17 protein-coding genes are annotated in these 12,044 nt (G+C 66.4%); 6 read left to right on the forward strand and 11 right to left on the reverse strand.

The window, feature by feature from the left end; genetic code table 11:
* Nucleotides 1-2: 2 nt before the first annotated feature.
* Nucleotides 3-149: a hypothetical protein gene (locus tag BM118_RS41185; RefSeq protein ID WP_177234007.1), complete on the reverse strand. Its 147-nt coding sequence runs from the start codon at nucleotides 147-149 to the stop codon at nucleotides 3-5.
* A 15-nt stretch (nucleotides 150-164) separates the two neighbouring features.
* Here BM118_RS41185 and BM118_RS39945 point away from each other — a divergent pair, with 15 nt between their 5' ends.
* On the forward strand, nucleotides 165-446 hold the full coding sequence (locus BM118_RS39945) for a hypothetical protein (protein ID WP_143099420.1): 282 nt from the start codon (nucleotides 165-167) through the stop codon (nucleotides 444-446).
* Here BM118_RS39945 and BM118_RS04485 read toward each other — a convergent pair.
* Both BM118_RS04485 and BM118_RS04490 read right to left on the reverse strand, forming a co-directional pair.
* Entirely contained in the window at nucleotides 443-697 is a 255-nt protein-coding gene (locus tag BM118_RS04485; protein ID WP_092182596.1) for a hypothetical protein, read from the reverse strand. The genes BM118_RS39945 and BM118_RS04485 overlap by 4 nt on opposite strands.
* Nucleotides 698-868: 171 nt before the next feature.
* Nucleotides 869-1,072 carry a hypothetical protein gene (locus BM118_RS04490; protein ID WP_092182598.1) on the reverse strand — a complete coding sequence of 68 codons (204 nt, stop codon included), beginning with the start codon at nucleotides 1,070-1,072 and terminating at the stop codon, nucleotides 869-871.
* A 526-nt stretch (nucleotides 1,073-1,598) separates the two neighbouring features.
* Between BM118_RS04490 and BM118_RS04495 the strand changes: the two genes are divergently transcribed.
* On the forward strand, nucleotides 1,599-2,888 hold the full coding sequence (locus BM118_RS04495) for a hypothetical protein (protein ID WP_092182600.1): 1,290 nt from the start codon (nucleotides 1,599-1,601) through the stop codon (nucleotides 2,886-2,888).
* A gap of 4 nt (nucleotides 2,889-2,892) precedes the next feature.
* On the opposite strand, the gene pdxY is transcribed toward BM118_RS04495, so the two are convergent.
* From pdxY to BM118_RS04510, 3 genes are all read right to left on the reverse strand, one after another.
* Complete coding sequence (gene pdxY, locus BM118_RS04500) at nucleotides 2,893-3,705, reverse strand: pyridoxal kinase (protein WP_092182602.1); 813 nt, start codon at nucleotides 3,703-3,705, stop codon at nucleotides 2,893-2,895.
* 77 nt (nucleotides 3,706-3,782) lie between these two features.
* Nucleotides 3,783-4,424, reverse strand: coding sequence for an FMN-binding negative transcriptional regulator (locus BM118_RS04505; protein ID WP_092182604.1), 642 nt, complete (start codon nucleotides 4,422-4,424; stop codon nucleotides 3,783-3,785).
* 91 nt (nucleotides 4,425-4,515) lie between these two features.
* Complete coding sequence (locus BM118_RS04510) at nucleotides 4,516-5,160, reverse strand: TetR/AcrR family transcriptional regulator (protein WP_092182606.1); 645 nt, start codon at nucleotides 5,158-5,160, stop codon at nucleotides 4,516-4,518.
* Nucleotides 5,161-5,257: 97 nt separating this feature from the next.
* Here BM118_RS04510 and BM118_RS04515 point away from each other — a divergent pair, with 97 nt between their 5' ends.
* The 3 genes from BM118_RS04515 to BM118_RS04525 all read left to right on the forward strand — a co-directional run bounded on the left by BM118_RS04515 (nucleotide 5,258) and on the right by BM118_RS04525 (nucleotide 7,053).
* A complete protein-coding gene (locus BM118_RS04515; RefSeq protein WP_092182608.1) occupies nucleotides 5,258-5,923 on the forward strand; it encodes an O-methyltransferase in 666 nt (221 codons plus the stop codon).
* Nucleotides 5,924-6,139: 216 nt separating this feature from the next.
* On the forward strand, nucleotides 6,140-6,484 hold the full coding sequence (locus BM118_RS04520; RefSeq protein ID WP_092182610.1) for a DMT family transporter: 345 nt from the start codon (nucleotides 6,140-6,142) through the stop codon (nucleotides 6,482-6,484).
* The gene (locus BM118_RS04525) at nucleotides 6,484-7,053 is read left to right on the forward strand and encodes a TetR/AcrR family transcriptional regulator (RefSeq protein WP_092182612.1); all 570 of its coding nucleotides are present in this window, start codon (nucleotides 6,484-6,486) and stop codon (nucleotides 7,051-7,053) included. The genes BM118_RS04520 and BM118_RS04525 overlap by 1 nt, the downstream gene beginning before the upstream one ends.
* Nucleotides 7,054-7,071: 18 nt before the next feature.
* On the opposite strand, the gene BM118_RS04530 is transcribed toward BM118_RS04525, so the two are convergent.
* The 5 genes from BM118_RS04530 to BM118_RS04550 form a co-directional block, all read right to left on the reverse strand.
* Complete coding sequence (locus tag BM118_RS04530) at nucleotides 7,072-7,392, reverse strand: hypothetical protein (RefSeq protein WP_092182614.1); 321 nt, start codon at nucleotides 7,390-7,392, stop codon at nucleotides 7,072-7,074.
* 72 nt (nucleotides 7,393-7,464) lie between these two features.
* Entirely contained in the window at nucleotides 7,465-7,644 is a 180-nt protein-coding gene (locus tag BM118_RS04535; protein ID WP_092182617.1) for a hypothetical protein, read from the reverse strand.
* Nucleotides 7,645-7,862: 218 nt separating this feature from the next.
* Nucleotides 7,863-8,141, reverse strand: a complete 279-nt coding sequence (locus BM118_RS04540) for a hypothetical protein (protein ID WP_177234008.1) — start codon at nucleotides 8,139-8,141, stop codon at nucleotides 7,863-7,865.
* 169 nt (nucleotides 8,142-8,310) lie between these two features.
* Entirely contained in the window at nucleotides 8,311-9,324 is a 1,014-nt protein-coding gene (locus tag BM118_RS04545; RefSeq protein WP_092182621.1) for an SH3 domain-containing protein, read from the reverse strand.
* A 145-nt stretch (nucleotides 9,325-9,469) separates the two neighbouring features.
* Nucleotides 9,470-11,392, reverse strand: coding sequence for an FAD-binding monooxygenase (locus BM118_RS04550; RefSeq protein WP_177234009.1), 1,923 nt, complete (start codon nucleotides 11,390-11,392; stop codon nucleotides 9,470-9,472).
* 103 nt (nucleotides 11,393-11,495) lie between these two features.
* Between BM118_RS04550 and BM118_RS04555 the strand changes: the two genes are divergently transcribed.
* Nucleotides 11,496-11,960 (forward strand): MarR family winged helix-turn-helix transcriptional regulator, encoded by a 465-nt coding sequence (locus tag BM118_RS04555; RefSeq protein ID WP_092182625.1) that lies wholly within the window; start codon nucleotides 11,496-11,498, stop codon nucleotides 11,958-11,960.
* Nucleotides 11,961-12,044: the final 84 nt, after the last annotated feature.

Here is a 12,044-nt window from a genome sequence, read left to right on the forward strand (position 1 = left end):
TATCAGAAAAATCCGGGGCTGAGATCGAGGCCGTAGGTCAGGCTCAGCACGAACACGAACAACGCGGCGGCCGCGAACAGCGCCAGATGCCTGAGAATGAACGCGCGCGGCGAGGTGCTGGCGACAACGACTTTTTGCGCAACGGGCACGAAACGGCCTCCAGTATGATTGCAGAACTGGCCGCTCAATATGCGGCGCGCGCATCAGGCGCCGCGATCTCCGAAACAAGTATTAAGGAGATCACACCCGTCTTGAACGGCCGTACACAACGAAGCCATCGCGCGATTCTTTTTCGTCCCCCGCTTCTCGATCCGCGCAAGCACGACGAAATCGCGCGGTTCCCGCGAGCAAAGAAAAACCGCGCTCCGGTCAGGAACGCGGTTCCAGTGTTTATGCAGGCGAAGCGGCACGACGCATGCGCGCCGTGCCTGTCGCATGAAGCTTAGCGGGCGCTGCCGGTGGTCACGGTCGCGGTCTTCACCTTGCGCGGCGACAGAACGCTGACCTGAAGCGCCGTCACGCTGGCGGCGGGCGCCGAGGCCCGCTGCTCGACCTGCGCGGCACCGAGCACGCGAACCTGCAACGGGGAGACCGGGAAACCGTTGGCCTCATAGGCCGGCAGCTCGGCGGCGAAGGTGGCAGTCGAGCCCGCAAGAGTGAGGGCGGCGATCGCGATCGACAGAGTCTTCTTGTTCATTGGTGATGCTCCAGAAGGAAGTTTCGGAGCACATCTAAGCCTGATTTGCTGCATTGCGACATGCGCTGCTGCATTGCAACAACGCGCCCGGCGCATGGCGATATGTTTAATGCGCACAAGGCCTTGGCCGAATCGCCGCCGGCCGCGACATGACGCTTTTATAGGCGGCACTCAGCCGCCGAGCACGTTGCCCCAGCCATCAAAGACATAGGTTTTCCAGGCCACGGTCCCATCGTCGCGCGCCCGGCTGGCCCGCCGATAATCATCGGCCTGATCGGCGGTCCAGGTGATGATCCTGTCGGAGAGGAGATCGTGGAGGATGGCGGGCTCGGTGGGATCGAAGGCGTCCATGGGACGAAGCGAGGAATGCGTCATGGCCGATCAACGCGCAAGCCGCGACAAGGTTGCAGCGAGGCGTCGGGACGGAGGCGCAAGAATATTCTTCGTTGCCGAATTTCGGATTTATCGCGCAACCGAGACAAGAGGCGACGAGACGCCGGTCAAAACTAGGGCGAAACGCGCCGCGAGGACGCGGAGGTGAGTCCCCCTCTCGTGCCCCGGACGCAGCGCAGCGCTCCTTCGGCGATGCGCTGCAGAGCCGGGGCCCATGTTGCCCGCGAGTCCGACCCCTTCGCGGCATGGGTCCCGGCTCAGCGCAGCAACGCTAAATGGCGTTGCAGCGCGTCCGGGACACAGGAGGCTTTCCCTCCACTCAAGCCCCCGGGAATCGCGATGGAACCCGCGTTGCATCTTCGCAACACCTGCCTGAAAAGCCTGTTTTTGCCGAATTGCGCCATTGCGCCGCCACACCGTCCTCCGAACAATCGGGGTGCTGCGTGCCTTTCTGTGCAAGACTGTTCGACGAGACGTGTTCGAACAGAACCGTTTGGAGGCAGGGATCATGAACGATCGGCGGTCTCTTCTGGTGGCAGTCGCGTGCCCCTCGGCCGTCATGGCCGGCTGGCTGGTGCTCTCCTTGTCCGCCTATGCCCCTGCCCTCATCGAGAACAGCGGCGCCAATGCAGCCACCCTCTCGCGCGCGAAAGATCTCGGCCGCCTCGACCTCGCCGACGTCCCGCGCGCTGCGACCATCGAGGATGGCATCGCCCTGACCGCCGACATCGCGGCCGCGGTGGCTCAGTCCCCCGAGCCGGCAAGCGCTGAAGCAGCAGCGCCCGAAGTGCCCGCCCCCGCCCTCAAGCTCGCCTCGGCCGATCCCGCGCTGATCTTGCCGAGCGAACCGCCTGCGCCGCAGATCCTGCCCGAGCCGGCGCCCGTCGTCAGCGAGGCCGCACCGGTGCAGGAGCCCGTCAAGCTCGCATCCGCCGATCCCACCGAGATCGTGACGACAGACGCGCTGTCGCCCGCGGCGATCGCGACCGGGCCGGCCGCAACCGAGAGCAAGGCGTCACCATCTGCCGACACCGTCGCGGTGCTCGACGAATGCTTCGTGATGGATACCTGCATCGACCGCTATCTCTGGGCGCTCTACCAGCGCACGCCCAAGGAGGACTCGATCAAGGTCGAGGAGCGCCGCGCCGTCACCGTCAAGCGCAAGGGCAAGACGGTCACGGTAATGCGCAGCTTCACGAAGCTGGTCGACGAGGACTTTGGCTGGAAGGATCCGAAGGCGGCCGAGCACGCCCGCATGTCGATGATGGATTACGTCATCGGCGGCATGGACAAGAGCTTCAAGCGGAAGCTGTTCCGCACGCTGCTCGCGGCGGAAGCCGCCGGCCTCTCGCCGGGCATCACCAGCGCGTTCCGCGACGACTATCGCCAGTCGATCGCGAGCGGCCTGAAGGCCGCCTCCGACCGCTCCTATCACGGCGGCAGCACGCGCGGCGGCTACGGTCACGGCATGGCCGCCGACATCGTCTCGACCGCCGGCAACAACCGCGCACAGCGCTGGGTCTCGACCGAAGTGCTGTGGAAATGGGTCGATGCCAACGGCAAGGCGCTCGGCATCGGCAGGCCCTATCTCGGCCGCGATCCGCCGCATGTCGGCCCGATCGATGGCGCGGAATATGTCTCGAAGCGTGGCACGGCGGACCGCAGGGAAGCCGCCAACGCCAGATCGAAGAAGACGCGGGCCGTGGCCAGCGCCAGGTCGCCGAAGGCACAGGCCGCGCGCGAGCAGAAGGGCAAGCCGCAGAAGTCGGCGCAATCGGCCGGCAAGCGCGCGACCTGAACCGTTACGGCTTCCGCGTCGGCAGCGGCACGAGGCGCATCTCGGCGGATCCCGCCTCCTGCGTACGCATCAGCACGGCAAAGATGGTCTCGACCGCGAGCCGCACCGCCGCCTCCATCGCCTTGCCCTTGGCCAGATGCGCCGCGATCAGGCCGGTGAGGAGATCGCCGGTGCCATAGGGGCGTATCGGCAGGCGCGGCGTCGCAAAGCGCGACAATTGCCCGTCGGCGCAGAGGATCGTCTCCACCTGCCCGTCAGGCGTATCCGTGAGCGTGCAGCCGGTGGCGACGACGTCGATGCGGCCGGTCCCCGCCAGCGCCGCGCACGCCGCGCGCAGGTCCTGCGCGTCCGCGATCGTGATGCCAGAGAGCAGCTCGAGCTCGAACTGGTTCGGCGTGGTCAGGTTCGCGGCCGGCAGCAGCCGGTGCTGCAGCACGTCCAGAATGCCGTCGGCGACATAGACACGGCCGTCGTCCCCGATCACGGGATCGCAGAGATAGACGAGCCTGGAATTGCGATTCAAGGCGCGCTCGACGAAATCGGCGACGACGCCGGCATTGCCGGGCGAGCCGAGATAGCCGGTGACGAGCACCGCGGCCTCGTCGACGAGATCGCGCTCCTCCACACCCCTCAGAAGATCGGCGACGAGCTCGGTCTCCAGCACCCGCCCGCGCAGGCTCGGATAGCGCGGATGGTTCGACAGCAGCGTCGTCGGCACCGCCGCGACGTTCACGCCCTCCGCCTGCATGGCATAGGCCGCCGCGCTGTTGCCGACATGGCCGTGGACCACCTGGCTTTGAATGGAGATGACGAGCATGCAGAGGTCCGTAAGGTCAATTGTTGCGCGACGCAAGCGTAGCCCGGATGGCGCGCGGCGTAATCCGGGCTACAAGTCTAGGGCGTCTCATACCGAAGCCCCGGCCGCAGCGCCTGCATCTTCCGCGCCAGCCGGCGGTGGCCGCTCTCCTCCGATTGCGCCAGGTAGCCGGCGACCGCGACATGGTCTGCATCGCTCTTGTGCTGGTTGAGCTTGGCCTGCCCCTCGATCTGGTCGACCACGAGATCGATGACCCGGATCGCAGCCAACATGCTCTCGCGCTTGTCCGGCTCCATCCGCGCGAGGCCCCAGGGCTGCTTCGGCAGCCGCGCCTCGGCGACCGCGAGCAGCGCATCGCCGTGCCCGCGGTTCTCGTCGAGCCCGCGCAGATGCGCCACACCCGACAGGTGCACCGCCTCGTAGAGCCAGGTCGAGACGTTGTCCTGCGAGGCGTACCAATCGTTGGAGATGTAGGCATCGTCGCCGGCAACGATCAGCAGGAAGCGCCTGGTGCCGTCCGCAAGCGGCACGAGTGGATTCCTGGCCGTGAGATGGATCTGCACGATGGCTTGCCCGTCGCGCTGATCGAGCACGAACGGCACGTGCGAGGCGCGCGGGCCGCGCTCATCCGCCGCCACGATCACGCCGAAGCCGCGCTCACTTGCGAATTCCAGCGCGCGCTGCTCCTCGATGCGGAATTGGGGACGGAGGACATGCATGGCGCGGCGCTCGATGGCTGGATGAGGACGGCGCGAGGCTATCCCATGATCCGGCGAAATCCGAAACGATATTGGGCCGCAAACGCAGATGTCAGGAATGATCTCGGCGTCGTGAGAGTTCACCGAGATAGGCGCAGAACATGTCGGCGAGCCCGTCGGCATGGCGCGCGATCTCCGCCTCGCTGTGTGGCGCCTCCGAGAAGCGCTTGCCGACCTCGCTCAGCGTCGTCGTGATCAGCTCGCCGGCGAGAGCGCGCGCCGCATCCGATGCCTTTGGCAGCGCCTCCCGCATGAAGGCCGCGACGATGCCCTTGCCGGCGGCCCGCGCGTCGTGTGCCTCGGGCGCATCGCGATAGAGCGGCGCGGCGTCGCTGAGCGCCGTGCGGATCGCGGCCTCCTCGCACTCGGAACGGATGAAGGCGTGCACCAGCGCGCGCAACCGCGCTGGTGGCGGCTTCGTCCGGTCCGCGAGGATGTCGCGCAGCAGTTCGCTCGTGCGCCGCCACTCGTCGCTCTGGAGGCGGAACAGGATCGCCGTCTTGTTCGGAAAATATTGATAGAGCGATCCGACGCTCACCCCGGCCCGCTCGGCCACCCGCGCCGTCGTGAAACGCTGCGCGCCCTCCTTCGCCAGGACCTGAACAGCCGCATCCAGAATGGCCGCCACCAGCCCCGTGGAGCGGGCCTGTTGTGGCTGTTTTCGTGAGGAAATTGAACGGCTTCGACGATCGGCCATGGCGCTTTGGGGGAATGCGAATAGGAAATGCGACGAATTAGTCGTATTTCAGATTCCGCGCAAGCACGCGCTTTCTCGCGAACCCTGGAGACAACGAATGACCACCCCAACCATCACATCGCTTGCGCCGCTGCTGGATCGCCTGTTCCTCGAGGCCGAGGCAACACGGGGCGCAACGCTCGCAGCCGTCGCCGATCTGTCCGACGCCGACCGCGCGCGGATGATGCGGAGCAAGACCGATTACGCCGACCTCTACGGACGCCTGAAGGACGTCCCGCTCGCGGTCTCCCGCGAGACCGGCGCGCTGCTCTACATGCTGGCGCGCAGTTCCCGCGCCAGAACGATCGTCGAGTTCGGCACCTCGTTCGGCATCTCGACCCTGCACCTTGCCGCGGGCCTGCGCGACAATGGCGGCGGGCGCCTCATCACCAGCGAGTTCGAGCCGTCCAAGGCGGCGCGGGCACGCGACAACCTCTCGGCCGGCGGGCTGCTCGATCTCGTCGAAATCCGCGAAGGGGATGCGCTGAAGACGCTCAGCGCCGATCTGCCCGATACGATCGACCTCGTGCTGCTCGACGGTGCCAAGGCGCTCTACCTTGAGATCCTGGAGCTGGTCGAAGGCCATCTCAAGCCGGGCGCGATCATCGTCGCCGACAACGCCGACGACAGCCCCGACTATCTGGCGCGCGTGCGCATGCCCGGCAGCGGCTACATGTCCACGGCCTTTGCCGAGGACGTCGAACTGTCCGTGCGGATCAACTGACGCCACATCGAACTGCCGCGATACCACGGAGCCGTCGCACGATTCTTCGCGCGGCGGCTTTGCTTTGCCGGCGACAGACCGCGAAACATCAGGTCCGCGCCCGTGTCGCAACCTCGTCACTCACACGTGATAGCTCCTCCCGGCAAAAGCCAGGTTTCCCGTGCTAAACATACCTACCGCGCGGTATCTTTCGTGCGCACCACGCCCGAGCCCGTCATGACCTCCGCCTTCAATGCCTACACCGCGCTTGCCCTCGCCATCGTCTTCGAGGTCATCGCATCCGCCTTCCTGCAGCAGTCCGCGCAGTTCACGCGGCCGTGGCCGACGCTGGCCATGGTGCTGTTCTATGTCGCCTCGTTCTACGCGCTGTCGGTCGCGATCCGGGTGATCCCCCTGAGCATCGCCTATGCGATCTGGGGCGGGGTCGGCATCATCCTGACCGCCACGGTCTCCTTCGTTCTGTTCCGCCAGATGCTGGACGCCGCGGCCTTCGTCGGCATCGCGCTGATCGTGTCCGGGGTCGTCATCATCAACCTGTTCTCGGAGACGACGGTGCATTGATGCCGGCCAGCGCCTATAGCCGCGCCAAGCAGCCCGAGCAGGTGCGGCGCGCCCTGCTCGACCACGCTGCGGCGATTGCCATGGACCATGGCGTCTCCGGCATCACGGTGCAGGCGGTGGCGGCGGCGGCCGGCGTCACCAAGGGCGGCCTGTTTCATCACTTCGGCAGCAAGCAGGCGCTGATCGAGGGCCTGTTCGCGGATCTGCTCGCCCGCGTCGATGCCGAGATCGACGCCGCAATCGAAGCCGATCCCAAGCCGCGCGGCAGCTTTACGCGCGCCTATGTCAATGCGGTGTTCACCGGCAAGGCGTTCGGCTTTACCACGCCCTGGGCGGCACTGTGCATGGTCGTCGTCACCGATCCGTCGCTGCGCCGGCTCTGGAACGACTGGATGAAGGGACGGCTGAAGCGCCACCGCGCGACCGACGGCACGTCCGAGCTTCATGTCGTGCGCCTCGCCGCCGACGGCGCCTGGCTGTCCTATGTCACGACGGGACAGACGCGCATGAATGCCGAGTTCCGCGCCGTGCATGGCCGGCTGATCGCGCAGACCTACCGGCGCGGATAGCGACCTTGTTCGCGCTGACTACTGGCTTGTCGCCGGCTTTGGCGGACGCGGCGCGGACCGGGATGATTTTGCGCCGGGCTTGCCTGCGGCCCGCGGCGGCGGCTCATCGACCGACACCAGATACGCGGCGAGCGCCTTGGCGGAGTCGGAACTGGTCGCGTAATGGTCCTTCAGGAACCAGGACAGCGTCAGGCTGAAGCGCCCCTTGGCAAGACCGCGCGGGCTCCGATGGCAGGTCGCGCAACCATCGGCAAACAGCTTTTCGGGCGGTTTGCCGGCATCGAGATTTTGCGCGAACGCGACCGTCGCCGTCAGTGCCACGGCGGCTGCGAGAGTCATCAGGGGCGCGATCAGGTCGCGCCCCGGCCGAAAGTGCGTAGTCAAATATCGTCCCCTAGCCCCGTCTTGCGGTCACGCCGCCAGCAATTGATCGAATTCGGCCGGCGCATAGGCCTTGCCGTCCTGGTCGGTGATGACGACCCGCCACCCCTCGCTCGCCCACACCCTTGCCTTCGCCACGATGAGCAGACGGCTCTCGCGGGCGAAACTGTACTTCTCATTGTCGCGTTCTGCGACCATTTTGTAGGCCAATGCGGCATCCCCTCGCGTTGCCCCTGCACCCGCTCCCCTCGTGGCAGCGGGCTTTGGCGGCAATTCGCCGGGAGCGTGGCAATTTGGTGCCATCCGCAGGCAGCATCGCGCCCGCGCACCCGCAGCCGGGCGACCAGGATCGAGCGCGCCGCATTCGGCAGCTGGGGGCCGGCCCGTCACATCAGCAACGGAACCGATCGCGCCCTGTCCGAGCTCCGCTAATGGACGCGGATGATGTGCGGACGGCCGAGATCAATCAGCCCCTGCACCGCCGACAGGCGATCGTCCAGGGCCGCGATCGTGAGCAGCAGATTGTTGCGCCGTTCGTCGAGAGCACCCATCTCGGCGCCGGACAGTTTGGCGTTCGCCCGCTCCTTGCGGATGCCATCGAGCGATTCACGCAGTGTGGCGATCAAGCCGGTCAACTGCTTGACCTCTTTTGTCATCGACCGCTTCGCGACATTTTGGCGGCGCGTCTCCGCCTGACTCTGTCTCATCGTCATCCTCCCGTGCCCCGCTGCCCCGAGTGGATGCTTACAGCTTTGGATAGACATATTACGATCAATGAAATCTGCCGGCGAAGAACTTTCTTAAATTGTACGCGCACGGAACCCGGGCCGCTCCGAAAAGAAAGCCCGGCACGAGGGCCGGGCTTTCGCAACGACGTTAGCGCTTCTCGTGACCTCCGCCGGGACCACCGGCCGGCGCGCCGCCACGCGGAGGGGCGTTGATGTGCGCAGCACCGCCACCCGGATGCGGCGTCGCAGGTGCTGCCGCGCGCGGCGCCGGCATCTGCGCACGCGCATTCATCGGCGAGCCGTGGCTGACGTTCGGCTGCGCCACATGCGGCGTCGCGGGCCGGGCCGCAGGCGCGGCCGACACGCGCGGAGCTTCATGAGCACGCGCCATCGGCGGCTGAGCACGCGCCATCGGCTGCGCATGCGTTGCGGCGCGGCTCGCCGCATGCTCGTGCACCATGCGCGCCTGCGCATCGCGCGGGTTGCGGTTCTGCTGCACGCTCGTCCGCGTGTTCACCAGGCGATCGCTTCGCCCGGCGCGCGTCCGATCCGCCGCAACAGCAGCGTCGCGCTTTGCGATCGCAACGTCGCGCTTTGCGATGGCCGCGTCGCGCCGTGCCGTCGTCGCATCACGGCCGGAGATCGCCGGAGCGGCCTTTGCGTTCGCGCCGCCGCGTCCCAGTGCAATCGCCGAATCGCGCGTCGCCGCACGGCCGATACGGGCCGCGCGCGGATCGATCATCATCCGCGTCGCGAAGCGCTCGTGCGAGGTCCAGTAATTATTCCAGTAGGCATGGCGGCGATACCAGGGCCGCCCCTGATAATAGCTCGACCAGTACGAGCTCAGCACGAAGGGCGCGACGGGTACGTCGATCTCGTCGACATAGTCGGGCAGATAGACGTAGTGATTGCGGTAGAGATATTCGAGATATTGCGACGACACCCAGCCGCGATCGTCGGAGAAGCTCACGTCGCACCAGGCATTGCCGCGCAGGCAGCCATGGATGTTGACGCGAGCGCCCCCGGGGATGCGATCGACCACGGGGAATCCCGAATCCGGCCCGGCGCGCAAGCCGGTCGAGACGGTGACGATACCAGGCGCGGCCAGCGCGGCCGTCGGGGCGAGCAGCAATGCTGCAACCAAAATGCTTCTGAGTCTCATGGCGTGTTCCTCCTCTGCGAGTCCGAACGCGCGGGAGGAACGAGCGTTCCGCCTGGAGCCGCCGCATCAGCCGAAAGATTGAATGCGCGCGGAGTTCAGTATTCATCCGCCGTTCATCTGCACGACGAGCACAACACCGCGAACGTCAGTTCGCCGGCAGCATGAACCCGTCGAAGTACGACGCGAGCCCAGTAAAATCGTCGAGCGGCAGCACGTTCGCGACATACTGGTCCGGCCGCACCACGACCATGCAGCCGGCCTTCCGATCGATGCCGCGCATCGCAAACACGTCGTGGCCGCTCTTGAGATCCGGACAGAACATCTTTTCGTAGTCGAGCAGACCGTAGCGGCCTTTGCGCGGGAGCAGCAGCGACGGCATCGCCTCGACGGCGAGCTCGCGATGATCCTGCTGGAACACCGCCCGCAGGTCGATCACGGCGTCGATGTCGGCGCCTCCAGGGGTATATCGCCTCACCGGCGATTCCCTGGCCTCGGTGAGAAAGTTGCACAGCGCGCGAATGGCAGAGCCGGCCGCCGCCGGATTCTCCGCACCGGAAAATGCATAGATGCGGAAGCGTCCGTCGGCCTGCGCCGCGTGGCCGAGATGAACCGGCTTGGCGTCCGCCAGGCGGATCATCGGCGCGGAATGGAAGCGCTTGCCGATCACGAGGCCTTCCGCGAGGTGCTGATGGGACGCAGCCCCCGTGAGGATCGACGGCTTGTAATGCGTCGCGGTGCCGGCCGTATAGCGGCCGTGGCGGACAAAATAGTCCTGCGTCCTGGCGGCATCGGCGCCACCCGCCTTGGCGGCAGAGGCCAGAATCCCCGCCCATTCGCGGTCGAAGTCGATCAGCTCTTTCGCAACGGCCTGACGCTCCGCCGAATAGGAATGCAGCAGGCTTGGCGCACTCTGCTTGCGGAGCACGGCGGCGAGCTTCCAGCCGAGATTGAAGGCATCCTGCATCGAGACGTTCATGCCCTGCCCCGCCTTCGGGCTGTGGGTATGGCAGGCATCGCCGGCGATGAAGATGCGCGGCAGGCGGGTCGCGATCTCGGCCTCCGGCACGTCGTCGAACTTGTCGGTCAGGCGCTGGCCGATCTCGTAGACCGACCACCAGGCGATCTCCTTCACCTCCAGCGTATGCGGCTTCAGGATCCGCTGCGCCTTGGCGATCACGTGATCGGCGGTGATGTTGCGGCTCGCGACGCGCTCGCCGACGTCGAGCTTGGCGAGCTCGACATAGATGCGCACCATGTAGCCGCCTTCGCGCGGAATGATCAGCAGGCTGCCGTCCTTCGCCGACTGGATCAGGGTCTTGAAGCGGATGTCCGGAAAATCGGTCACCGCCAGCACGTCCATCACGCCCCAGGCGTGGTTGGCGGAATCGCCATGCAGCTCGCGGCCGATCGACTTGCGCACCGTGCTGCGCGCGCCGTCGCAGCCGACGACATAGCGCGCCCTGATCGTCTCGACCTTGCCCTCGCTTCCGGCATCGACGCGGTCGAGGCGCACGGTCACGGCAGGGTCGGCAGGCCCCGCGGCCGGATCGACCTGGAGGTCGAGCAGGCGGCGGCTGTAATAGGGCTCGAGCTTGGCCGGCGATTTGCGCATGAGGTCGAGAAAGCCGTCATGGATGCGCGCCTGGTTGAGGATGACGTGCGGGAATTCCGACAGCCCGTCCTCGACGTCCTGCACCCGGCCGCTGCGGACGATGGTCTCGGGCCGCCGTTCGTCCGGCTTCCAGAACGTCGTCTCGTTGACCCAATAGGCTTCCTTCAGCACGCGCTCGCTGAAGCCATAGGCGTGAAACATCTCCATGGTGCGGCAGGCGACGCCGTCGGCCTGGCCGACCGACAGCCGGCCCGGCTTCTGCTCGATGATGCAGGTCTTGATGTCGGGAAATTGCGCAAGCTGGGCCGCGAGCGTCAGGCCCGCGGGCCCGCAGCCGACGATGAGGACGTCGACCTCCTCGGGCACGGCGCCCGCCGCGCCGGGAGCCTGAACGCGTTCGGCGGGATCGGCGATTTCAGGGTCGCCCGGCTGAAATCCATTGAGATGGAATTGCATGAGCACCTCTCCCGTCAACGTCTTCTTCGATATTGCTCAGTATGCTGACTATCAGTATACTTGTCAACGTTCCCGCACCGTCGCTGCGACCGAGGAGAATTCGGTGAAAGACAACAACGACATGCCCGGTCATCTGGCGCGCCGGTTCCAGCAGATCGCGGTCGCGGTCTTCCTGGCCGAGGTCGGGGATGCCGGCTTCGACCTCACGCCGGTGCAATACGCCGCGCTCGCGACCATCAAGGCCAATCCGGGGCTCGACCAGGTGACGCTCGCAGGATTGATCGCCTACGACCGTACCACCATCACCGGCGTGATCGATCGCCTCGTGCAGAAGGGGCTGGCGGAGCGCCGCGCCTCGAGCCGCGACCGCCGCGCCCGCGAACTCGAGATCACCGACGAGGGCCGGCGCACGCTGCGCAAGATCACGCCGGCGGTCGAGTCCGCACAGCGCATCATGCTGCGCGGCCTCAGCGCCAAGGAAGGCGAGGAGCTGATGCGTCTGCTGCGCAAGGCTATCACTGCCGGCAACGAGCTCAGCCGCGCCCCGCTCCGCGATGTGCAGGCTTAAGCCGCATCCATGTCCGTAATTGTCGCAGTGCCGCGAAACCAGGAACTAACCTTCGGCTGCTACCGTCGGCCCCATTCGGCGCTT

It is taken from the genome of Bradyrhizobium sp. cf659 (genome assembly GCF_900113725.1).
GTDB lineage: Bacteria > Pseudomonadota > Alphaproteobacteria > Rhizobiales > Xanthobacteraceae > Bradyrhizobium.